22 protein-coding genes are annotated in these 23,044 nt (G+C 43.7%); 12 read left to right on the top strand and 10 right to left on the bottom strand.

Annotated features, from left to right (window positions below):
* Nucleotides 1–315: 315 nt before the first annotated feature.
* Together AWH66_RS08880 and AWH66_RS08875 are read left to right on the top strand one after the other, a co-directional pair.
* Nucleotides 316–1,692, top strand: coding sequence for a sensor histidine kinase (locus AWH66_RS08880; RefSeq protein WP_063604741.1), 1,377 nt, complete (start codon nt 316–318; stop codon nt 1,690–1,692).
* Nucleotides 1,692–2,324 carry a response regulator gene (locus AWH66_RS08875; protein ID WP_038230815.1) on the top strand — a complete coding sequence of 211 codons (633 nt, stop codon included), beginning with the start codon at nt 1,692–1,694 and terminating at the stop codon, nt 2,322–2,324. Before AWH66_RS08880 ends, AWH66_RS08875 begins: the two co-directional genes overlap by 1 nt.
* A gap of 99 nt (nt 2,325–2,423) precedes the next feature.
* Here the strand turns inward: AWH66_RS08875 and AWH66_RS08870 are convergent, their stop codons facing one another.
* The gene (locus AWH66_RS08870) at nt 2,424–2,807 is read right to left on the bottom strand and encodes a DUF1090 domain-containing protein (protein ID WP_063604740.1); all 384 of its coding nucleotides are present in this window, start codon (nt 2,805–2,807) and stop codon (nt 2,424–2,426) included.
* Nucleotides 2,808–3,133: 326 nt separating this feature from the next.
* Here AWH66_RS08870 and AWH66_RS08865 point away from each other — a divergent pair, with 326 nt between their 5' ends.
* On the top strand, nt 3,134–3,823 hold the full coding sequence (locus tag AWH66_RS08865) for a response regulator transcription factor (protein ID WP_063604739.1): 690 nt from the start codon (nt 3,134–3,136) through the stop codon (nt 3,821–3,823).
* Nucleotides 3,820–5,085, top strand: a complete 1,266-nt coding sequence (locus AWH66_RS08860; RefSeq protein WP_338062021.1) for a sensor histidine kinase — start codon at nt 3,820–3,822, stop codon at nt 5,083–5,085. Before AWH66_RS08865 ends, AWH66_RS08860 begins: the two co-directional genes overlap by 4 nt.
* A gap of 56 nt (nt 5,086–5,141) precedes the next feature.
* Here AWH66_RS08860 and AWH66_RS08855 read toward each other — a convergent pair whose 3' ends face one another.
* A complete protein-coding gene (locus AWH66_RS08855) occupies nt 5,142–6,077 on the bottom strand; it encodes a LysR family transcriptional regulator (protein ID WP_063604738.1) in 936 nt (311 codons plus the stop codon).
* A 120-nt stretch (nt 6,078–6,197) separates the two neighbouring features.
* Here AWH66_RS08855 and AWH66_RS08850 point away from each other — a divergent pair, with 120 nt between their 5' ends.
* The 3 genes from AWH66_RS08850 to AWH66_RS08840 all read left to right on the top strand — a co-directional run bounded on the left by AWH66_RS08850 (nt 6,198) and on the right by AWH66_RS08840 (nt 8,376).
* The gene (locus AWH66_RS08850) at nt 6,198–6,866 is read left to right on the top strand and encodes an SDR family oxidoreductase (RefSeq protein ID WP_063604737.1); all 669 of its coding nucleotides are present in this window, start codon (nt 6,198–6,200) and stop codon (nt 6,864–6,866) included.
* A 37-nt stretch (nt 6,867–6,903) separates the two neighbouring features.
* Nucleotides 6,904–7,548: a glutaredoxin 2 gene (gene grxB / locus AWH66_RS08845; protein ID WP_063604736.1), complete on the top strand. Its 645-nt coding sequence runs from the start codon at nt 6,904–6,906 to the stop codon at nt 7,546–7,548.
* A gap of 63 nt (nt 7,549–7,611) precedes the next feature.
* Entirely contained in the window at nt 7,612–8,376 is a 765-nt protein-coding gene (locus AWH66_RS08840) for a DoxX family protein (protein ID WP_063604735.1), read from the top strand.
* Nucleotides 8,377–8,428: 52 nt separating this feature from the next.
* Here AWH66_RS08840 and AWH66_RS08835 read toward each other — a convergent pair whose 3' ends face one another.
* Together AWH66_RS08835 and AWH66_RS08830 are read right to left on the bottom strand one after the other, a co-directional pair.
* Entirely contained in the window at nt 8,429–10,009 is a 1,581-nt protein-coding gene (locus AWH66_RS08835; protein WP_063604734.1) for a BCCT family transporter, read from the bottom strand.
* Nucleotides 10,010–10,311: 302 nt separating this feature from the next.
* Nucleotides 10,312–10,917 carry a class I SAM-dependent DNA methyltransferase gene (locus tag AWH66_RS08830; RefSeq protein ID WP_063605146.1) on the bottom strand — a complete coding sequence of 202 codons (606 nt, stop codon included), beginning with the start codon at nt 10,915–10,917 and terminating at the stop codon, nt 10,312–10,314.
* A 161-nt stretch (nt 10,918–11,078) separates the two neighbouring features.
* Between AWH66_RS08830 and AWH66_RS08825 the strand changes: the two genes are divergently transcribed.
* Together AWH66_RS08825 and AWH66_RS08820 are read left to right on the top strand one after the other, a co-directional pair.
* Nucleotides 11,079–11,705, top strand: a complete 627-nt coding sequence (locus tag AWH66_RS08825) for a HAMP domain-containing protein (protein WP_063604733.1) — start codon at nt 11,079–11,081, stop codon at nt 11,703–11,705.
* Nucleotides 11,683–14,073 (top strand): hypothetical protein, encoded by a 2,391-nt coding sequence (locus AWH66_RS08820; protein WP_063604732.1) that lies wholly within the window; start codon nt 11,683–11,685, stop codon nt 14,071–14,073. Before AWH66_RS08825 ends, AWH66_RS08820 begins: the two co-directional genes overlap by 23 nt.
* A gap of 78 nt (nt 14,074–14,151) precedes the next feature.
* Here AWH66_RS08820 and AWH66_RS08815 read toward each other — a convergent pair whose 3' ends face one another.
* Both AWH66_RS08815 and AWH66_RS08810 read right to left on the bottom strand, forming a co-directional pair.
* A complete protein-coding gene (locus AWH66_RS08815; RefSeq protein ID WP_006070170.1) occupies nt 14,152–14,808 on the bottom strand; it encodes a GntR family transcriptional regulator in 657 nt (218 codons plus the stop codon).
* 187 nt (nt 14,809–14,995) lie between these two features.
* Nucleotides 14,996–15,577 (bottom strand): HupE/UreJ family protein, encoded by a 582-nt coding sequence (locus AWH66_RS08810; RefSeq protein ID WP_063604731.1) that lies wholly within the window; start codon nt 15,575–15,577, stop codon nt 14,996–14,998.
* 274 nt (nt 15,578–15,851) lie between these two features.
* Here AWH66_RS08810 and larC point away from each other — a divergent pair, with 274 nt between their 5' ends.
* Genes larC through larB form a run of 3 tightly spaced genes read left to right on the top strand, consistent with a single transcriptional unit; the run spans nt 15,852 to nt 18,521 of the window.
* The gene (gene larC, locus AWH66_RS08805; protein ID WP_063604730.1) at nt 15,852–17,075 is read left to right on the top strand and encodes a nickel pincer cofactor biosynthesis protein LarC; all 1,224 of its coding nucleotides are present in this window, start codon (nt 15,852–15,854) and stop codon (nt 17,073–17,075) included.
* Entirely contained in the window at nt 17,050–17,871 is an 822-nt protein-coding gene (gene larE, locus AWH66_RS08800) for an ATP-dependent sacrificial sulfur transferase LarE (protein ID WP_063604729.1), read from the top strand. The genes larC and larE overlap by 26 nt, the downstream gene beginning before the upstream one ends.
* Nucleotides 17,859–18,521 carry a nickel pincer cofactor biosynthesis protein LarB gene (gene larB / locus AWH66_RS08795; protein WP_063604728.1) on the top strand — a complete coding sequence of 221 codons (663 nt, stop codon included), beginning with the start codon at nt 17,859–17,861 and terminating at the stop codon, nt 18,519–18,521. Before larE ends, larB begins: the two co-directional genes overlap by 13 nt.
* A gap of 43 nt (nt 18,522–18,564) precedes the next feature.
* On the opposite strand, the gene AWH66_RS08790 is transcribed toward larB, so the two are convergent.
* From AWH66_RS08790 to AWH66_RS08775, 4 genes are all read right to left on the bottom strand, one after another.
* Nucleotides 18,565–19,860: a nickel pincer cofactor-dependent isomerase, group 22 gene (locus AWH66_RS08790; protein ID WP_063604727.1), complete on the bottom strand. Its 1,296-nt coding sequence runs from the start codon at nt 19,858–19,860 to the stop codon at nt 18,565–18,567.
* A 79-nt stretch (nt 19,861–19,939) separates the two neighbouring features.
* Nucleotides 19,940–20,935: a TRAP transporter substrate-binding protein gene (locus AWH66_RS08785; RefSeq protein WP_063604726.1), complete on the bottom strand. Its 996-nt coding sequence runs from the start codon at nt 20,933–20,935 to the stop codon at nt 19,940–19,942.
* Between the two features lie 256 nt (nt 20,936–21,191).
* Entirely contained in the window at nt 21,192–22,478 is a 1,287-nt protein-coding gene (locus AWH66_RS08780) for a TRAP transporter large permease (protein WP_063604725.1), read from the bottom strand.
* Nucleotide 22,479: 1 nt separating this feature from the next.
* Nucleotides 22,480–22,962, bottom strand: a complete 483-nt coding sequence (locus AWH66_RS08775; protein WP_231892996.1) for a TRAP transporter small permease — start codon at nt 22,960–22,962, stop codon at nt 22,480–22,482.
* Between the last annotated feature and the right edge of the window lie 82 nt (nt 22,963–23,044).

The raw sequence follows: 23,044 nt of genomic DNA, 5'->3' as shown, positions 1-23,044 counted from the left end.
TTTATTCTTCCCCACCCAACAGAATAGATTTTCAAGGAGTGATTTTTTTATTTCTGATCCTTGTGAATTTTCCTTCTACCACCACTCTTCGTTAATGTAACGCTTTGTCACTCAAGTTAACTACATTAGTAACAACCTAGCGACAAATCACTCAACAACTACACAAAATACCCATTAGTATCAATAGGTTAATGTCATTTCATACATTCTTACATTTGTTCATTTTCAAAAATAGAAAGTAAGATATCAGTGATAGAGATCACATAGAGAAGTGCTATAACACTAATACTGATTATCTTGTAAACAATATTACTCATGGATACTCTCTTTGTATTTAAGATTTATCTCATTTATGGACTAGCATTTATAACGCTATTTTTCGCGATATTACTGCGCGATATGTCCAGCAGTGAAATAAAAATTGCTAAGGTTCTTCCTTACTTAGGCATTTCTGGATTGGTGCTTGGCTTCCATGAGTGGAGCGAATTGTATCTTGCTATTTACCAACAAGAGTTCGTCATTACTAAACCGATGGAAGTGCTACTTCTGTTAAAGTTTGTTATTGCTTATCTTCCTTTAAACCTGTTTGCATGGAAGATGACCGAACTTCTGGATACTACTATTGCTAAAACCGTTCGCCGTGTCTGGTTAAGCCTAGCGACTCTCTTATTCGCGATTTCCCTCTATCAGTTTTCTACTCAAGATTTTTACGCCTTTACCATTAGCGCCACTCGAAACGCACGACTCCTTTTTAGCTTGATCGCTAGCTGTGTTGCAGGAATTGGTCTTGCGTTGTATTCAAAACAGTTAGAAGAACAAGACGTCCCCAACCATCTGTACTTCTTGCTATCTGGCATTGCCTTTTTCATATACGGCCTCGGCAGCGCCCTTGTTTTTGCTCAGTATGGTGCGTGGGTCTTAGTCTTCCGCTGTGTTGGTGCTGTCATGCTATTGGCAACACTGTGGCAAGCGTTGAAGATGTTTGATCTCGAAAGAAAACAACAAATAGAAGAGGCACTTTCGCTGTCTCTACAAAATCAGAAGTTAAAAGAGCTTGGAGAACTGTCTTCAGCCATCGCCCATGAAATAAAAACACCTATCAGCAGCGCTTTGATGAGCTGTGATTTGTTAGAGCAAAATCGCGAGAACCAAGAAATCGCAGACCGTCAAATCGTCCGTATACGTCGAGGACTTGAGCGAGCGGCCTGCATAAGCCAGGAAGTACTGCGTTACTCACATCAGCACAGTATCCAGCGTGAGCGTGTCCATGTTGAGAGCATCGTCAATGCCGCTCTGGATATGCTTCGCTACCGTCTTGCTCAATATGACCTCACGTTAGATATTGACCCCAAACTCTATGTCAGAGGCGATAAAGCCTTGCTTGAGGAAGTCGTTATCAACCTTGTATCCAATGCTCTTGATGCCAGCGCCAATCAACGCAAGTTGGCCATCAGAGTTCAAAAAGATCATGACAAAGTGTCATTGAAAGTACGTGACTGGGGTACAGGAATGTCCCCTAAAACCTTAGAGAAAGCGACACAACCTTTCTTTACCACCAAACCAAAAGGCAAAGGTACCGGTATGGGCCTTGCCCTCGTAAAACAAATTGCCACACAACATAACGGCTCTATTACATTCTCGAATGTTTGCCCGGGGCTACTTGTTGAGTTCAAACTACCAGGAGTTAAATAATGAAACTGCAACTACTTTTAGCTGAAGATGATACGGACTTAAGAGAAGTATTGGAGGAAGCATTATCACTTGAAGGCTTTGAAGTCACCGCCGTCGATAATGCCGAAGATGCTCTTGATCTCGCAAAAGAAAAGACGTTTGACCTAGCCCTATTCGATGTGGTGATGAGTGGAATCACCGGTATTGATGCGCTGACAACACTACGCCGATTCCAACCCAATATCGGTGTGATCGTCACGACCGCATTTGCTACGGTGGATCTTGCGGTTGATGCCATGAAAAAAGGCGCAGATGAGTTTCTAACTAAACCATTTAACCTTTCTGCACTCTCCGTCACACTCAAACGTGTTCATGCAGAACGCTCTCCTAAGGACGTGCAAAATGCCGAGTCTCGTGACCAAGTATTCAGCGCACTATCGAACCCAATTCGCCGCACCGTAGTGAGACAACTAAAAGTACACCACAAAATTAAGTTCATGGATCTATGCCGTATCGTCGGCATCGAGGACCATACGAAGTTCAACTTCCACCTAAGACAACTTGTAAACTGTGGACTTGTAACGAAGGACAACGGCAAGGTATACACCTTAACTACCTTGGGGCAACAGGTTTACACCAGCATGCTTCAATAAATTCAAAAAGCAGCAATCCAGTCTTGGTAGGCACTTCCGTTGTGAGAGTGCCTACCCTGTCTTACAAGAGCCATTTAAGTGCTTTCGAATAGAGAATAATTACTCAGATAACTCTGAAATTGCCTCCTGTAACTCCTCTTCAGCATCCGCTAGCTTTCGCTCCTTTTTTTTGATTTTTTTCGGATCACCCTTAGCTTTTGCTTGCTCCAGTTCCTGAGTTCTTTCCGCTACCCTTTTCTTCCTGCTCTCCACTTTCTGCATTCGTTCCTCGTAGAGCTTTTCATCAGTGCAGTAATTTTGAACATTCTCTATGGCTAATTCGAGGCTTTGGATCTCATGAGTGTTGTTATACTTTTTAGCATATTCCAGCTTGGTCTTGAGTCGCTGCTCTTTGGCTGCGCATCCCGTTAACGCTTCTTGGGCAGACACACTGCCACTAACGGATACGGTAAGTGCTAGCAAGGTTAATGTCATTTTTCTCATAGTGTACCTAAATAGATTACGTCTCTTAGACTTCGGCTAAAGAAACTAGTGGCATAAAAAAACAAACGTCATTTAGCTTAACACTAAGATACTACACGTAAAGATTAATTATCTAAATTGGCATGAATTGGAGCCATGCGCCCAAAATGGCGTGTCGCGTCAAACGAATAACTTAGATTCCTCTTAATGACTTCCCGCTACTCGTAATATCTGCCTTGGCCAACTTACTCTGTAAATACGCACTTTAGAACTTAACAATCGTGATTCGACAAAAAATCGACACAAGTTTGCTATCATCAATTCACGCTATTGAATTGGAAAGGTGTATGAGTGTGCTATCTAGCAGCCAGATCTTAGTCGTAGAAGACAATGAAGAGCTACAAGGCATATTGGCGGACTTTCTTGAAGTCAAACAAGCGGAAGCGGACTTTGCAAGCAATGGTGAGTTAGGCCTATCGCTTGCGTTATCTCATGCGTTCGATGCCATTATTCTAGATGTAATGATGCCAAAAAAAGATGGAATGCAGGTGGCACGAGAACTGCGCCTTAAAGGCTGCACGACACCTATTCTTATGCTGACAGCACTAAATGGACAATCTGACTTATTGACCGGTTTCGATTCTGGAGTTGACGACTTCCTCACTAAGCCGTTCCAGTTTCCTGAACTCGAAGCCAGACTTACCGCACTAATTAAGCGCTATCGTGGTCAAGTTGCCAAAAGCACACTGAGATTTGGCGATATTGTTATTGATGAAAAAAGCCATCAAGTGACACGACAAGGCGAAAATATAGAGTTAAGCCCAGCGACCTATCAAATCCTACTCGCGCTAGTAAAAGCTCAAGGTGAAGTGGTATCAAGAGAGTCATTAATTCAGACCCTTTGGGGGGAAAATGTGCCCGATAAAGACGTATTGCGAAGTCATATCTATTTACTGAGAAATGTTTTAGATAAGCCGTTCGACGTTCCATGCCTAATGACGGTACCTAAATTTGGCTTCAAACTGGTAATTCAATGATGAAAAAGTCAAAGTCACAACCTAGTTATTACTCCATAAAACAAGTCAAAGCGCGCTTGTTACGAACCTTCTCTCTTATCGCTTTGGTCACTTCTTTTTTGGTTTTCTTTGCCTTTTCGCTTCACTTGGCCTTAGAGGAAGACGACCAGATCGAACATCACTTAGTGTCATTTGAAGAAATAGCCCAATCCTACTATCAACTTCGCCAAGTAAATCAGGCTCAGCTCAGTAAAAGCGTTACCGCATACTTTGACGCTAATGTGCTACCGCAAAGAATCGCACAACAAGGGCCTTTCCCATTAGGAAAAGTAACGAAATACAATACCTTCCTCGAAGATGGCTTTTTGGTCTATCACACCAAGTTTCAGTTCAACGAGCAAACTGTCCCGCTTTATCTCTCCATTGATTCGAGAGCGATGGACTTTGGAGATGACTCTTGGGACACATTGATGATCATTTCAATGCTACTGATGGTCTTTCTGATTTTTGTCTTGCGGTTATCGCTTAAAAGGGTCTTCGACACATTAATGTCGCCAATCTCCTCCCTCAGCCACCAACTCGCTAGTAACCAAGACGGTGCATTCTCCATCACAGAGCATTCAATTTTAGAGCTGCAAACACTCACCGAGCATCTTAATAGTTACACGCAAATGAAAGAGCGTGTCGCCAAACAAGAGCTTATGTTTGCCAAGTATGCGAGCCACGAGTTGAAAACGCCCATTGCCGTGGTATTGGGTGCCGCCAACTTACAGGCAATGAAACAAGATGAGGCTTTTCAAACCAAGCAGCGTGAACGCATACTCAAAGCGGCGAATGGTATGCAACAGACCGTGGAACTGCTACTAAACATCGTTAAACAAGAAAATGCGAGTCCCGATAGCTTATCGACCAAAGTCAATGAACAAGATTTGGAGCTAGCAAAATACCATTCAAGTGCTTCAAAAGACACGAAGGTAACGGTGCAGATCGAAGAAGGGACAGCGGTTAATCTGCCATTGATAGCCGTACGAATGATAGTGGGAAATTTGCTAGACAATGCCATACGTTTTACAACCAAAGGAGAGATTTCCGTCCGAATCTCATCTCAGGAAATTTGCATCACTGATAACGGCTGTGGACTGAACAATAATAACGATATTGAGCATGGGCTGGGGTTACTGATTGTTCATCGGATCGCAGAAAGCTATGGTTGGCAATTTACGCTTTCGAATAATCCTAACGGTAATGGATGCTGCGCGAGACTCATACGGATTAATAACTAGAGGCAAACGATAGGAAGCAGTCGTTCCTATCGTTACACTTTTGTCACCAGTAATCCTTAGTTATCGCTGGATTGCTTGACTAGATCAGGAAACTGGTCGAACAAAAAGTCTAAGAACAAGCGAATGCGTTTGGGTTGGTATTTTTTACTCAAATAGACCACATTCAAATCCGCGCTCGATACCGTTGTCGACGCATTGAAGTTTTTCATATAGCCGTTAAGTACCGTTACCAGACGACGATGGTTAATATCTGCCTGAACATCCAACAGTGACTTAAGAGCAATACCCGCTCCCTCTAACGCCCATCGACGAATCACTTCGCCATCATCTGAAAAACGTTTTGGTGTTACCGTAATGGATTTCCGTTGATCATTTTCTCGAAAGTGCCACGTCTTTAACTCTTCGCTATGACGCAGCATCACTAAACAATCATGCCCCACCAAATCCTGAGGAGTAATAGGGGTGCCACGCTTTGCTAGGTACTCTGGTGAGGCACACAATACACGGCGACTGGACGCCAATCTGCGAGAAATGAGATTACTATCCGCCATTTCCCCATAACGAATAACAATATCCATACCGGATTCGTTAACGTTAGACAGGTGATCATTGAGGTAGAGATAAGGAATAACGTCAGGATAGCGTTCTGAAAACTCATTTAGAATAGGGACAATATATTGCTTACCAATATCTTTTGGTGCAGATACTCGCAGCGCGCCTTTTACCTCTTTAACGCCACTTTGGATGATATTTTCCACCTCATTAACGTTATCCAATATATCCAAACAAGCTTTATAATAGAGCTCTCCTGAATCGGTTAACGATACGTGGCGAGTGCTTCGATTAAGCAGTTTAACGCCGTAACGCTCCTCCAAAGCCTGAAGCCTAGCCGTCATTGAGGCTGGCGACAATCCAAGATCTCTACCTGCAGCGGCTAACCCTTGGTGCTTAACGATGCTCGCGAACATCTCCATATCTGAAAACTTATCCATTGGCACTCCATTATTTAACCAATCCGAATAATGATTTCGTATTTTACCCAATTATAAAACTAAGTCGAATAAATATAATGGGCGTTATCAAATGAAGTCATCGAATTGGGAGAAACAATAATGAACCGCGAAAAAACAACTTACGTCATTCTAGGTGGCACATCAGGTATCGGAGAAGCTATCGCTCAGCTCGTTAATCACGAAGAGAATATTGTCCATGTTGCCAGTCGCTCAACTGGTCTAGACATCAGCAACGAGAAAGAGATGCACTGCTACTTCGAATCCATCGGTGCTTTCGACCACCTTATTGTCACTGCAGGATCAGCAGCGCCCGCAGGCAAAGTAACCGATGTAGCTATTGATGAGGCTAAGGGGGCATTTGACGTCAAATTTTGGGGTTCCATTAACGCTGCAAAACAGGCTGCTCGCTTTATCAAACCAAACGGTACCATTACGTTTACGACGGGCATGTTATCTCGAAAAGTCGTTCCTAACACTTATGCGAAAACAGCGATGAATGCCGCACTAGAAGCCGTGACAAAGATCTTGGCCAGAGAACTAGCACCAATTCGCGTCAATGCTGTCAGCCCTGGCTTAACAAAGACCACCGCATACAAAGGGATGGATCAAGCAACCCGCGATACCATGTACGAAAACGCCAAGAACAGTCTACCTGTCGGTAAAGTTGGTGAAGCGCAAGATGTCGCAAAAGCGTATTTGTTTGCTATCGAAAACACCTATATGACCGGTGCCATTATTGATGTCGATGGCGGCGCGTTAATCAACTAAGTCAACACCAAGCCTACTCTTATTACAGGTATTCAACATGAAGCTTTATATCTATGACCATTGCCCGTTCAGTGCACGTGTTCGCTATGTGGCGGGCATGCTCAACTTATCACTGGATATTGTCACATTAGATTATGACGACGACACCACCACAAAAAACATCATTGGCAGTAAGCAAGTGCCCGTGTTTGTCACCGGTAGTGGAAAAGCTCTGGCGGAAAGTCTCGATATCATCGGTTATCTGCTTGATTTAGCAGATTCGGCAGAAAACAGTACGCCATCTCAAGACGTGTTGAGATGGCAGAAGGATGCCTTCTTGCCACTGCAAAAAATTGGATATCCACGTTGGAGCGCCTTGCCACTCAAAGAGTTCTCAACCACCAGTGCAAAAAAAGCATGGCGTACTAAGAAAGAAACGTATGAGCTTAATTTCAACAGCTTATTAGAAGACACCTCGCAAATTGCCTCGCAAGCAGAGGTGTTGATCACTCAAGCGAATGAACTGCTTCAGCTGGGCGCCGGAAGTCGCAGGAAGTTGGTGGACGAGGCCATTATATTTTCCATATTACGAGGCTTTTTCAGTGCACCTGAAGTGCGCTGGGACCCGAGTGTCGCTGATTGGATGGTCACTCAGAGTCAAGCTACTCATGTGAAATTACTCAACAACGAACAATACCAATAATTCAGAAGTTAAACATTTGTGGCCTTTGCCAGTCATGACGAAGGCTACGTAAGGTGTACGATTATGGAAAGCAAAAACTACGCAAATATTATCGTTTTCACAGGATTACTCGCCGCAGCAAGTGCCATCATTAACGCCGACCTTTACGATGGCACCTGGTCTGAAGTCGCTACCATTGCCGCCGCAATAATGATTCCCGTGACTGCCTATTTCAATAGGAAGAATGTCGCACTGTCTTTTCTGTTACCACTATTTTTTACCACCATTGTTGTTAGAAATGCTGATCAACATGATTGGTCAATGATCGGTTGGATAGCGGCGATATCTTATCTGCCGCTGCTCGCACAATGTGTTGTGGTCATGCGACGTACCTTTATCAAAGAAGGCCCGACAGAAACAGCATTAAGTATGCTGCGTATATTCATCGGTATGAACTGGTTAACGCATTGTACAGAAAAACTGTTTGTTTCTTCCCACGACGCTGGCTTAGTTAGCTTTTTTGCCAACGGATTTGGTAACTTGGTGGTTGGACACCCATTAACGGATTCAACCGCCAATATTCTGATTGTGCTTGGTGGCCTAGTGGAACTCGCTACCGCTATTTCATTGGGACTAGGGGTACTTTCTCGGTTTGGAGCGTTCATGTCAGCAGGATATCTGATCGTTGCCCAGATAGTGGGTGGTCACTTTGCCGTTGGCTATACGTGGATTTTACCGGGTGGAGGATGGGAATTGGCGTTCTATTACTTTATGGTCACCATACCATTTATGCTTCCAAACGTAGGTGGCTCTGTCGCTTTGGAACGAATGAAGTTCGTTCGCTCTTAATCAAGTAAAACAGGTGCCCTGAGAGCACCTGTTTTTCATCAACTAAGCAACTTTACGAATAAAGTGCTTGTTCCGTCCTCAAACCTTTTATCAGGCTAAAACACATCAATAGCAGAACAAAAGTAAACGGCAGAGCCGTTGCCACTACGCCCGACTGCAACGCTTGAAGCGCCTCTTTACCGCCAATCCACAACATTACTGCTGCAATTGCCCCTTCAATACACGCCCAAAATATCCTCTGAGGTATTGGTGCATCAATCTTGCCGCCAGCAGTGATACTATCGATAACCAGCGAGCCAGAATCCGAAGATGTTATAAAGAAAATCAAAATAAGAACAATGGAGATCACGGACAAAATAGAGCCAAATGGTAAAGCATCGTATACATGAAATAGCGTTAGTGAAATGTCGGTTAAGCCATTCGCCCCCAACTCACCAACATGATTCGCTACTTGATCAATAGCGATCCCGCCAAATACTGACATCCATATTAACGTCACTGCAGTTGGAATAAAGATAACCGCTAACAAGAACTCTCGTACCGTACGTCCTTTCGAGACTCGAGCAATGAACATACCAACGAATGGAGACCAAGAAATCCACCACGCCCAATAGAATACCGTCCAACCATGCATCCAGACAGTGTCTTCACGTCCATGAGGACTACTGAGCGTAATGATATTTTCTACGTAACCAAGCGTTGTATTCCAGATTGACGGCAGAGCGACATCCAGACTTACAGCCGTGACAAAAATCAGCAATAAAAAGGCCACAACCATATTGATGTTACTAAGAACTTTTACTCCACCATCAATACCGCGCACCACTGACATAACCGCGATTAAGGTAACAAATACAATCACCGCCAGTTGCATACCAATGCCACCGTCTAGACCAAATACATAGTTGATGCCACTTGTCGCTTGTTGAGCACCTAAGCCCAGCGATGTCGCTAGACCAAACAAAGTCGCCAAAACCGCCATGATATCAATCACGTGGCCTAGCCAACCCCAAGCTCGGTCACCGAATACTGGATAGAATGCTGAGCGAATAGATAGAGGCAACCCCTTGTTGTAGGTGAAAAACGCGAGTGATAACGCCACAATAGCGTAAATACCCCAACCATGGATGCCCCAGTGGAATAGCGTTGCCCCCATAGCAAGCGACTTAGCCGCTTCCGTATTGGGTTTTACATTGAGTGGCGTTCCCCACCAGTCTGTAAAATAAGCCGTTGGCTCCGCCACTCCCCAAAACAGTAAGCCGATACCCATACCAGCCGCAAACAGCATCGCCAACCATGAAATGGTTGAATGGTCAGTGGTTGCATTTTTACCACCGATACGAATTTTCCCAAGAGGAGAAATCAATAACGCGACGGCAAAGAATAGGAAAAAATTGGTTGCCCACATGAAGAAGACATCGAAATCATTAATGATGCCGTTTTTGAGGCCATTTAGCGCATTCAATGCGGTGGCAGGTTCTACGAGAAGAAGAGAAACTAGGCTAAGAATAACAAGTGCCGCACTTGTTCCGAATACGGGGTTATGAATATCGAAGCCCCATTTTTGAATGTTGTCCTGACCGACTTGATAGTCAGTCGTCTCAATACTGTACTTCTTTAATGCATTGTCCATAAATACTACTACTACGTGTCCAAATTGCTTTCCTTAAAAAGGAAAAAACTAGAAACCGCCCTCCATTTAATTAGAACTCTAATGAATAATTTCGGCAGGAATGCTAACACACGTCCATAAATGATTCAAATAACGCATTTTTTGCACTAAAAGTCAGATCTTTCTCGATAGCCACTAGAAAAACAAACGAACTCTAATCATTAGAATGCTAATTATTTTTTCTGTAAAAACGTAGTACACCACTAATCGACAGGTCAACAATAGCGAAGAACGGCGTTAGTTCATGCTAGAGACAGCGGGAATTACCCGATCATCTTTTCAGCAATAAGGTAGGTGTGAAGTTCTGGATGCTGGTCGAACTCCAAGTGACGAATAGTGCAGCCAAGTTTAATGAAAAGCTCTAAAAAGCCATTAGTCCCAAGAGACGAGTAATACACTTCTGGCCCCATGAAATCATCAGTATGCTGCCCCGCTTCTTGTGTGCCTCCAAAAGAAAAAACAAACACACCACCCGGATTTAGACCGGCAATAATTTTGGTCAGAACAGGGATTTGCTGCTCTAGTGGAATATGCCAAATGCTGTCCCAAGCGGTAATGAAATCATAACTACTTGATAGTTGAGCCTCACAGATATCTTGGTGATAAAAGGGAATGTCTGGATGACGCTCTCGCGCAAGCTGAATCATTTTTCTCGAGATATCCATCCCCTCGGGTTGAAACCCTTCTTGTTGCAATAGATTGATAAATCGTCCGGTACACCCACAGCCGATGTCGAGTGCCTTGCCTCTGGACGAAATAAACGCAATCGCTCGCTTATGAGCTTCGATGCCATTATCGAGATTAAACTCTTCACTCAACCACAGGTGAGTAATCTGATCGTAAGCTTTCCCTGTTTGTTCTGGCGTCATCTCGTTCCCAGCTTGTCTGTTTTCCCTGCGCACTATTGCTATGTCACTATAAAACATATTGATGTTTAACGCTTTCTTTAGGGCAACCGCCAACGAATTTTGCAGAAATACGCTTAAGCCCATCCTAGACTCTTAATGACAAAATCCGAGGGAGAGTGAACATGCAGCAATTCTTGCGCCTAACATCCATCACGCACAGCTTTAAGGTGGGATTATCTCGGCGACTGATTTGGCGAGTGCTGTTCATCGCCGTACTCAGTGCCGCGATTAACGCAGCACAGTTCTATTTCTTTTACTCTCAAACGCTCGATATGCTCGCTCAACAGCTCTCGTTTCAGTTGCTTCCCGAAGAGTTTGCCGCGGTAGCTAACTCCATGCCTTCAATGTACCAAGCCATGAGTAATTGGCTGATTCTATTACTGTTACTTCAATTGGCACTGGCAACATGGGCGGGATGCTGGCTCAGCTACAGACTTTATGGTCCAGTAGAGCGGATTCGACAAGCTCTGGTCGACATCTCCTTAGGTAAGTTAAAGACAAAAGTGAAGACTCGGAGCGGTGATGAACTCAGCGACATTGCAGAAAATGTCAGTGACAGTGCCGCCCGTTTACAAGTGATTGTATTAAGCATGAAGCAAAGCCTTGATGGAATTGATAGCTGCGCGATGACTCCAGAACAAGCAGCTCACATTGAAATGGTTCGCAGTAATCTAGACTACTTTGAGACCATTGACGTCAGCCCATCTAATGAATCCGAGCCGCCTAATGACTTTAGCTCAGAACGCTAACTTAGCGTTATGGCAACCATTGATGCTTGCGTTGTTGCTTCCCTTATTACTCACCATTGGAAGTAGCCAAGCCGTGAACGCTTCCCAAGCAATCGTCGGTCAAGGAATTCAACTGGTCCAAGTTGGACAAGTCACACAAGCCAAGTCAAAACTGAGCCAGTTACCACAGCCATATTCAGGAGAAGCACTATTTTTGGCAGCTCGTATTGCAGAAGCAGAAAACAACTGGGCAACAGCGATGTCCTTGTATCGCGAATATTTAGCCAGTAACCCTTTTAGCGTCCACCAATTAGAAGCAAGGGCGGCATTTGCACTATTGCGAACCTATCAAAATGATCCGTTACTTGGCGACTTCTTCACTCTAATTAAGTTACGCGACCTAAATCATATTCAGCAACTTCAAAACACTAGCGCCAGGCTATATGCCACACATCCGCAAGCGCCGTTGGCGATTCGCGGACAGCTTCTCACCGCATACAGTTTGTTAGAGTTGGCCCAACAACCTCAAACTGCACTGCAGCTTTACCTTTCCATTGCAGCAGATACTCAGAATGCCGGCGCAGATTGGTACATTCAGGCATTGTTTGGGGCGGCTTTCGCAGCCATTCGCGCCAACCGTTTACCGCAAGCCCAACGATCTATCAATGAGATACAGAGTAAATTGAATTCGAGTTGGGGCAACCGCAACAGCCTGCTAGCGCGAAGTTGGCAACAGCGCATCAACGCCATGACCTTTATGTTGCCTCTAGCACAACAAACGACGGTATCAACAACGCCCTTTTTATGGGGAGTCGGCGCAAGGTTGCTGTTAGATAACCCTGTAGGCAGTGGTAACAACTTCACGCCAATCTGGCACACCCTTACCAATAATGATTTACAGGTAAACAGCGTCAGTTTGTGGATCACTCAAGACAGCGATTGGAATTGGCTACGCACAGACTTACTTCGCGGCGCTCATTTGCATGGCTATATTCCTATGATTAATTACTGGTTTTTTGGTGACAAAATCAGCCCTGACTACGTTGCTGCTAATCGTCAGCGCTACCTTGAGCAGATAAAAAGCAAGCTGATTCCGTTATTGCGAGACCTTCCTCAAGCCTATCTGATTCTTGAACCAGAGTTTAACAAACAGGGCATTGAAACTTGGGACGAATGGGATCCATTAATGCTGGAGGTAATCCAACTAATACGACAAGGGGCACCGCAAGTTAAAGTAGGATTAGGGCTGGGTGACTGGGATAAACCCGGTGGCACGCCAAGTTACGCCAGCGCCGAGCAAGCCATTGAAGCCAGTGATTTTGTAGCAAGTATGCTGATGCTCTCTAGTTATACTGAACGCGCTCACGCCGCACCAGATTGGTCCGCTTGGGTTCGAGCTTTGCGGCTAGGCGATAGGTTAAAAAGGCGCTTCAACAAACCATGGATGCTGGCGTATTTATCCATCGCATCTCAACCTTCATGGGAGCAGCAACAAGCCGTGGAGATTGAGAAGTTGGCGTTTTATCTGCCGATGCTTCGTAACCTTGGGCTGTTCGCCCTTAATTGGTTTTCTCTCACCGATGAGCCCCAACAGCAAGGTTGGTTTGCCGAAGCAGAGCAAAGCTTTGGTCTTCTCAATGCCAACTACCAACCCAAGCCCGCCTTGGCTGACTATCAACAACTCATCAGTACGCACCGTAACGAACAAACGCCAGAGGTTAAGCAGTTTCATGCAAAACTAGTGGCAAACCACCAGCTAGAAATCACAGCTCAGTTAGCGTATTGGACGCGCTGGGAAGTCGTTATTCAACAGGGCACAAACACCTGGCTTGAGAAAGGCGTTGGTGATGCTTTTACTATTCGTTGGAATGGGCAAATGCTGCCAACTTGGGCTGAAAATGGCGAGGTATCTGTAACGTTAGTCATCAATGGTATGATTGACAACTCACTGGTAACGAACTGGAATGCTCCCCCTACCCTCCGCCAGCAAGCTTTCAATGAGCCAGTCTCACTCGACAGATGGCAAACCTGGCAGCAAGCGCCAGAACAGATCATTACACTAGAGCAGTTAAGTACGGACAGTCCAACAGCTATTGAGCTTGTTCTAAAGCGACTCACTTCTCCTCAACTTGAGGCGCTGCATATCGGGCTCATCGACCAAATAGGGTTCCAACAAACCGTCTCCGCCTCTTCTTACACCTATCAAATCGGTGATAGCATAGCCATTTATGTCCCATTGCAACAATTCAATCGACAATGGGTCAGATACGTCGACGGTAAACCAATATGGCGAGATAGACCCAGCGGCGTCATTTCTGTCGTATTGCAAAATAGTGGCGCTGAGAATGTGGCATTTGAAGTGAGTAGGTTGAACCAACTTACACCGTAATTTTAGACATGCTGTTAATAAAAAAAAGGTCACTTATGCCGCTAAACATAAATGACCTCTTTTAGAAATTCGAGAGACTTACTTGCCTAGCACACAGGCGTCAATCAGTGACTTAATATCTAGCACGTGCTTTCTCAACATAGACTTAGCTTCTTCAATCTCACCATCGCTAAGCATTTGGTAAATACGACGATGATCATCGAGGATCTCAGCATAAGCGTCTTCCGTACTGGTTAGGTGACTACGAATGGCCCCAATGTGGAACTGAACTAACTGGTAGCTCTTTTGCAGTAACGAGTTGTTGCAGTGTTTGAAAAAGGATTCATGGAACTCACCGTCTAACAATAAGAACGCTTTGAAGTCTTTGTTCTTAAATTTGTGTTCCATTTTAACGATGCTAATTTCTAGGCTTTCCAAAAATGCTTGAGAGTCATTTCGCATTGATTCTTCAATTGCGATTGGCTCTAAATAGCTTCGAAAATTACATAGTTCAACAATAGACTTTTCATCTGGTTGAAAAACAAAGCTACCTTTCTGAGGAATGATATCGATCAGCCCTTCTTGCTTAAGAATAAACAGTGCTTCTCGTACGGGCGTTTTACTGACTCCAAAGGTCTCTGACAGTGACGCTTCTGAGAGTGGTTGACCTAGCTTCAATTCACCACTCACAATTGAATAGCGTAAATTCTCAGCAACATTTTCTGTTAAACTTTTAGGGCGAGTGATGACTTTCAATCTCGTTACCTCATGATTAATTCTACTGACGTTAGTCTACCCCAATATCTTATTGTTGACAGCAACTAATAAGTGGCGAGACCGGCTTACTCATGCATGTTAATAACACATATTATATTTATTTAATTTAGCTATATCACTCGTTGTTTCAGTGCGTTAAATCGCATTTGATTAAAGACCTCGAGATTTAAACTAGAAACATTGCCGTCATCGCTAGGTACATACTACCGGAGTATAGAAACGCTTTTTTCTTCGATTGCGGGCTTTCGAATTGAGCACCTAAAATGAAACCAACAAGGTACAGCACGGCACTAGCAGTAACAAAACCGAGTGCGTATAACATAACGGCTGCATTTGTTGGCATTTCAAATAAGTGAACATAGCCATGAAAACAGGCAAAAGAGGCTAACATATAGACTAACCATCGACTCAACTGTCGACCCGAAACACCAAACGTCAACACCACTCCTACTAAGACCACCGATAAGGCGATCAAACTCTCAAACATCGGGATATAAAAACCCGTCACTGCTATTCCGGCACCGAAAACCAAACTTAACGCAAGCACGCTAAGTGAGACCCATTTCATTGATTTGTCACGGCCAAAGTACAAGCTGCAAACTAAACCAATACCCATCATAGCTGCAACATGGTCAACACCGGAAAGTGGGTGCAGCATACCCGATAGAAATCCTACTTCAGAGTGACCAGAATGAGCACTTGCCAAAGAAGGAAAGAGTAAAGCCAATAGCATCCACGCGTTTTTCATAAACCTAGCCTTTTGTTTATTAGAGAATTCAAATGACGGCAACGTCTTATTACAACCAAACTACGACAACTAACATATCAGATATCAATTATTATTTTGTATAAACATTTTCTTTTAATGGCATCGATCACATTTAGAGAAAAACATCATTAAACATAGCATAACAAACTAGATAACTATCATTTTTGAACTTAAAGTATCTGACATATCACATTTAAGAAAAATCACTAACATTTTATAAAAGTGACAGATAATGACGACTCGGAGTACGAAAATGCATATTCATTTGGATCTTGTCGGTGGAATTGCAGGTGACATGTTTACTGCATCCATGCTTGATGCATTACCAGACTTGGAGTTACCACTTCTAGCGGCTCTTGAGGTGGTGAAAGAGACTGCGCAAGTTAATTATTGGACCGAGAGTGCTATAGATAAGGGCTTAACCGGTAAACGCTTCTATGTTGAAAGTCAGCATGGCGAAACGGACGACCATCACCATCACCATCACCATCACGAGCATAGAAGTTGGAAACATATACGACAGCTAATTTCTGAGTTGCCGGTAGATGAACCGACTAAAAAAAACGCGCTTGGTATATTTGGACTTCTTGCGGAAGCAGAGGCGAAAATCCACGGTAAAAGTGCCGAGGATGTCCACTTTCATGAGGTAGGAGCGTGGGATTGTATTATCGATATCCTATCTGCTAGCTGGCTGATAGAACACTCAAAAGCCACATCATGGTCGTGCTCAGATATTCCATGGGGCGGAGGCACTGTGACATGTGCTCACGGCGATATCCCTGTTCCTGCTCCGGCGACCTTATCGTTGCTAAAGGGCTTTCAGATGATAGATGACGGTATCAAAGGAGAGCGCGTGACACCAACTGGCGCTGCTATCCTTGCGTGGCTCAACCCTTCACATAACGTAGCTAAGGGGCAAGTCTTTGACATAGGTTACGGTTTTGGCAAACGCAAACTAGATGGAAGAGCAAACCTTCTGAGAACCACCTTGCTGGCAACAAAGGAAGGCTGTCACAACAACCATGAAGAAATCTGTGTCATTCAATTTGATATTGATGATATGACTGGAGAGTTACTCGCGATCGCTAGGGAGAAAATTCGCGCTCAACACGGCGTACTTGAAGTGACAGAGACTGTGGCGCATGGTAAGAAAAATCGCCATATTAATACCATAACGGTGCTCACTCAGTTAACGGTTCAAAACCCTATGATTGAGTTTATATTCAATCATACCTCAACTCTTGGCGTACGTTATTGGACCTGCCAACGAATGATATTACCTCGCCACCATCATCAAGTCACAATCGATGGCAGTCAATATGACGTAAAAACGGCAGAGCGACCTGATGGTACCTTGACCAGCAAAATAGAATCGAGCCACTTAGTACAGCCCCGCATGAACCTGAGCCGTCAGATTGAAATCAAATCACTTACAGAGAAGCTAGCGACCCATGAATTCAATAAACAACAAGATTGAGAGATTAGAAAATCAACTCCAACAACTTGGTAAGGTCACTGTTGCGGTAAGTGGCGGTGTAGACAGCATGACACTCGCCTTTGTTGCTCACCGGGTGTTGGGTGCCAACGCAAAAATGGTTCACTCCATCTCTCCCGCAGTCCCGCCACAAGATACCCAGCGGATTGAGGACTTTGCTACCAGGTACGGATGGAATATGATGTTTGTGGAAAGCGGCGAGATAGATACTCCAAACTACCAATCCAACCCTGTCAATCGCTGCTACTACTGTAAATCATGCCTCTACACGACACTCGGAAGCTTATCATTTGGACAAGTGGTATCAGGCACAAACTTAGACGATTTAGATGATTACCGACCTGGCTTAATCGCTGCAAAGGAACACCAAGTGGTGCATCCTTTTGTCGACGCTTCAATCAATAAGCAAGATATCCGTGATATTGCTAAACAGTTAGGACTACCTAAGCTGTCTAAGTTGCCAGCTTCTCCTTGCTTAGCCAGCAGGATAGAAACCGGTATTTACATCAATGAAAGTAACTTAAATTTGGTCAATTCGGTCGAACAATACTTACGAACCAAAGTAGAAAGTAATACGCTTCGTTGTCGTGTTCAAAAGCAGCGTTTGAGCATAGAGCTTGATACTCAAACCATAACAGCCCTAAGTGAATCTGACATTAAAGTACTAACACAGCAAATAACGGTCATAGCCAGAAAATTTGAGGCTTCCGTTCCCATTCAGTTTATGCCCTACCAGAGAGGCAGTGCGTTTATTGGAGAGAAAGAATGTCAGGCATAATAATCGATTTTGAACGCAAGCAACGCTGTGGTGTTGAAGAAGCTATCTTATGTTCTAGCAAGAGCCCGCTTCAAATAGAACAGATTATTCAAATGGCTCTAGAACGAGATGCGCGAATGTTGTTCACTCGCTTATCACTAGAAAAGTGGCAATCTTTAAGTCCCACCTTTCATCCAAAGCTATCTTATTGCTCTGTTTCTGAAACCGCTATTTTGGGAACAATAACAGACCTTACACAACAAGAAAGCCCTATTGCTATCGTGTCAGGAGGGTCTTCGGATACTAGCATCTGTCATGAAATCTTACGGACGTTAAACTATCATGGCGTGAGTGCTTCACTGTATGAAGATATTGGAGTTTCTGCGTTGTGGCGCTTAACAAATGCACTGGAAGACATTAACAAGGCCAAGATCATAATCGCAGTCGCGGGTATGGAAGCGGCACTGCCAACGGTTTTGGCCGGTCTAACACCTAGACCTATTATTGCAGTGCCCACTTCTGTTGGCTACGGTGTGTCAAATGGCGGTGAGCTCGCCCTACACTCTTGCTTGGGGAGTTGTGCTGCAGGCGTCATGACGATGAATATTGATAATGGATTTGGTGCGGCCTGCGCAGCGATCAAGCTACTAAACAGTTTCCAGCATAATTGATCACAAAAGAAAAAGGGCTCAGATGAGCCCTTTGTAACGATTGCTATTCAGTCCAAGGCAATAGACCGCCTGATTCATCAAACGCAAACGCTATCGACTCCGAAATACACACTACGCCCTCTAGCGACTCGACGACATCTTTAAGCCCTTCTGATACATAAATATTGTCGAGTTCAAGCGTGTTTTTTATCCACACGATTTTCGCATTCTGAATATCATGAATCGGTCCTGTTTTCAGCGCAAATACAATCGCTTCTCGGTCATTCCCCATAACCATGGGGATCTTTGCAGTCGCTAACGTACCCGCCGTCGCTGCGTTAGTGTACATCGCGGAGAAGTCTAGGTTTTGCACCAATTGACGAGTAGTTATGTCAGCCATGCCAATCCCAACGCCATTACCGTGAGTTGCTTCTGTAAGAGAAAGCACTACAGTGCTTGAAATATTAGGCCCAGTAAAGCCACTGACACCTGAGCCCGGACGTCCCGTCACGTTCGGATCCATCCCTTCACCACTGATGTTCTTGCCGATTTCTTGAATAATCAGCACATCGATATCCGGTATCTTAATCGTCGCGATATTCTGTTTGGCTTTTTCCAAGTACTTCGGTTCGAGTGATAAGATATCGGCTTGTTCTACTACCTCAATATCCATTAACTCATCATAAGCATTCTCTACTAAGCCAATAGCGAAAGGCACATTGATTTGTTCAAGCAAACGTCCTCCTGCTTCCGGAATTACTCGATGAAAGTTATGGAACCCATAACGATGAAGTGATGAAGCACCAACGTGATTCCCTAACCCAATACACAGCATTTTCAACAAACCGCTTTCGACCTGACCTTTGAAATCAGCATGAGGTTTAATTTTGTTACACAGAATAATGCCGTCTGCTTCCATCGCCACCCTATCTAAGTAAAGCGAGACTCCATCGGACATTTGAGCAACTTCAATAACCTCCATGGAGGAAACGATAGGTACCTTCATCGAGCTTTCTGTAATGCCGTAAGTTGCCAGTATCTTGGTTTGCCCTTCAGCATTCGCCGAACCATGACTACCCATAGAAGGAACAATAAAAGGGATAGCACCATGGCGCTTTAAAAACTGTATCGTTTGTTGGAGCACTGGTATTAGCCCAGAGATCCCACGACTACCAACCGTAATGGCCAAGCATTGTCCCTGCAAACGTTCTGGGTTAGGGTAACGTGCTAATTCTTGGTTTATACGCTGAGGAATATCTTCCAACTTGTTTCGGCTAAAGTGCTGACTCACCTTCACCATTTTAGGTAGCTCGCACTCAAAGCCACCATCTAACGTAAACTTTATTTCTCTATCAAACATGACTTACTTCTCACCAAGAATGAAAACGAAAAGAGAGGGCACTGCCCTCCCAAACCGTGGATGTAGAATTTGTTACTACTTAGCTTTTAGATGTCACTTCTTGAATAGTTGCCATCCATGCGTCATAGACTTCAGCACCTAGTTTTTCTTTGTACTCTTGACGTACTGGTTCAGTCGCATCAATAAATAGTTGAAGTTGTTCTTCACTCAATGCGTTCACTTGTGTGCCCTGCTTCTTAAACTCTTCAATCTGTTGACCTTCTTCCGCAGACACTAGCTCCTGTTGATAGATTTCTGCACTGCGCATAGAGTCTTTGATCAAAGCTTGGTCTTCTGCAGACAGGCCATGCCAGAACTCTAGGTTCATGACTGGGATGTAGAAGGTAACTACGTGACTGGTTAGACTTACGTAATCCTGCACTTCATAGAAACGTTGAGCGTAGATATGCGCGATTGGGTTCTCTTGACCATCAATCACTCCCTGCTGAAGTCCAGAGTAAACTTCACCAAAGTTCATTGGTGTTGCCGAAGCATTGAGCGAGTTGAAGGTTTTAACATGCGCAGGAACCTTCATTGTTCTGATTTTCAAGCCTTTTAGATCTTCAGGCGTTTCTACTGGACGGCTGTTGTTTGTAACGTGACGAACACCATTCTCCAACCAACCGATACCTTGAAGGTTCATGTTGTTAAGTTTTGTTAGCAACTTATCGCCAGCTGGGCTATGTACCGTATCCAGTGCCGCTTGCTTACTTGGGTAGATGAATGGAAGTTCTACTACGTCAAAGGATGGGTCCCAAGATGAATAAAAAGAAGAAGGAGATACCGCCATTTGAAGCATGCCAGATTGAACACCTTCAATCATCTCACGGTCAGGGCCCATTTGAGAGTTGGCAAAAATCTGGACTTCGAACTTACCCTCTGATTTCGTCTCAACGTCTTCTTTGAATTTTTCTAGAGCTCTATGTAAGTGATAGTTTTCATTAGCACCATGTCCAATTCGGATTGTCGTTGCTGACATTACTGAAGTTGATAGTGCGAGCATAGATACCGCGGTAGCCATAATTAGTTTTTTCATTGTGCCCTCGTTTCTCGTTTGCAGGGTGACTCTGGTTCATCGTTAAAGGCCGCTACATAGCGTGCAGCAACAATATAAATATTCTTCATTTCATCTAACATCTGACATATCAGATGCTAGATGTTAATTATTACCGACTAATCTAATTATTGCTGTGAGAATGGTCACGAATATATAACGCTTTTTATTAATACTAGAAATAAAAAAAGCCTTAGTATGAACTAAGGCTCCTATTTACTACTCTAAAGTATTAGTACTATCCAATTAATTCTGTAAGGAATAGTGACAGCTCTGGTATAAATGTAACTGCCAATAATAATACTAACATCGACAATAAGAATGGAATTAATGCTTTTGATATTTTCTCTATACTTACATTAGAAACTTGGCTTGCAACAAATATATTAACTCCTAACGGAGGGGTACAGAAACCAATTGCCAAGTTAACCGTTAATATTACACCAAATACAATAGGATCAACGCCTATCTGTTTGACTACAGGTAATAGAATCGGGGTAAGTATGATAATCGCCGAAATGGTCTCCATAAACATACCAATTATCAACAACATACCATTAATTAATAGCAATAAGACTACTGGATTATCAGACAGTCCTACCAGAGTACTAGCAACCACAGATGGTATTTGTTCAAACGTAACCAAGCGACCAAATGCTGCTGCAAATACCACAAGAACTAGAATTGTTGCTGATGTTAGAGTCGAACGAGCGAATATTTTTGGCAAGTCGGAGAATGAGATTTCTTTATATATAAATAGACCACAAATCACTGCATAAACAACCGCAACCGCCCCTGCTTCAGTTGGTGTAAATACACCACCATAAATACCACCAAGAATAATACCTGGAACAATTAAAGCCCAAATTGATTCTTTAAACTGTGCACCAACTCCAGCCCATGAAAATGGCGTAGGTTCCACATCCATAATAGGCTGATTGCGAACAACTACTCGGCTCATTGCCATAAAGGTAAGTCCGAATAAAACGCCTGGAATAATACCAGCTAGGAATAACTTACCAATAGAGACTTCTGCAGATACACCATAAATAATAAATGGAATACTTGGCGGAATCATAACCCCAATCATGCCAGCAGATGCCGTTAATGCTGATGAGAAATCCTTTTTATAACCTTGCTGAGTCATTGAAGGAATAATATTAGAGCCGATTGCTGCCACCGTTGCTGGCGCCGAACCAGAAATAGCCGCGAAAAACATGGAAGCAATCACGTTTACGTAACAAAGAGAAGCTCGAATATGCCCAACAAGAGAATATGCAAAACCGATAATACGTGCAGACAGACCACCTTTTTGCATCAAATCACCAGCCAAAACAAACAGCGGTACAGCAATAAGTGGGAACGAATCAGCCCCAGTCACAATTGAGCGAGCCATCAAACTTAGTGGCGGCGTTCCATCAACAAAGCTCATCACGAACAGAGAGCTCATTCCTAAACTCATTGCAATGGGCATACCTAGGATTAATAAGAGGCCCAAAGCGCAAAATAGTATAATTCCAGACATTTTATACCTCTACTGGCGATGATGTTTGTGTTGGTTTTACAACGTAAAACTGAATAATTCTAAATACGGATAGCAGCGAACCTACCGGAGCGGATGCATACATAATGGCAATTGGAAGGTTAAGCACCACTGACTTTTGCGATAGAACATAGGGAAGAGTAATAAGCTTGTAAGACTGGTATGCCATTGTTAATAAGAAGGCAACAATGGCAACATCAATCAAAATTTCTAGTACTCGTTTTGCCTTCGCCGGAAGTAGGTCTTGGAAAAACGTAACTTTTACATGCTTTCTTTCTTTAAAAGCATAGGCGATACCAATCCAAATAAACCAAATAAACGTCCATAAGGTGAGCTCTTCAGACCAAGACAATGCATTTTGAAATACATACCGCATCACTACTTGGACTGTAATCAATATTACAATTCCCGCGAGAAGTAACCCGCCAAGGGCCGCTTCTAAATTGTCATTTAACCATTTCATCATACTAGTCTCATCGTTACCTGATTACTGATATGTCAGATATCATAGACCTCAAACAACGCCAGAAACAGTCAAAAACATCAAT

This window comes from Vibrio barjaei, assembly GCF_001639065.2.
Lineage (GTDB): Bacteria > Pseudomonadota > Gammaproteobacteria > Enterobacterales > Vibrionaceae > Vibrio > Vibrio barjaei.
This window is presented reverse-complemented; position numbering and strand designations above follow the sequence as displayed.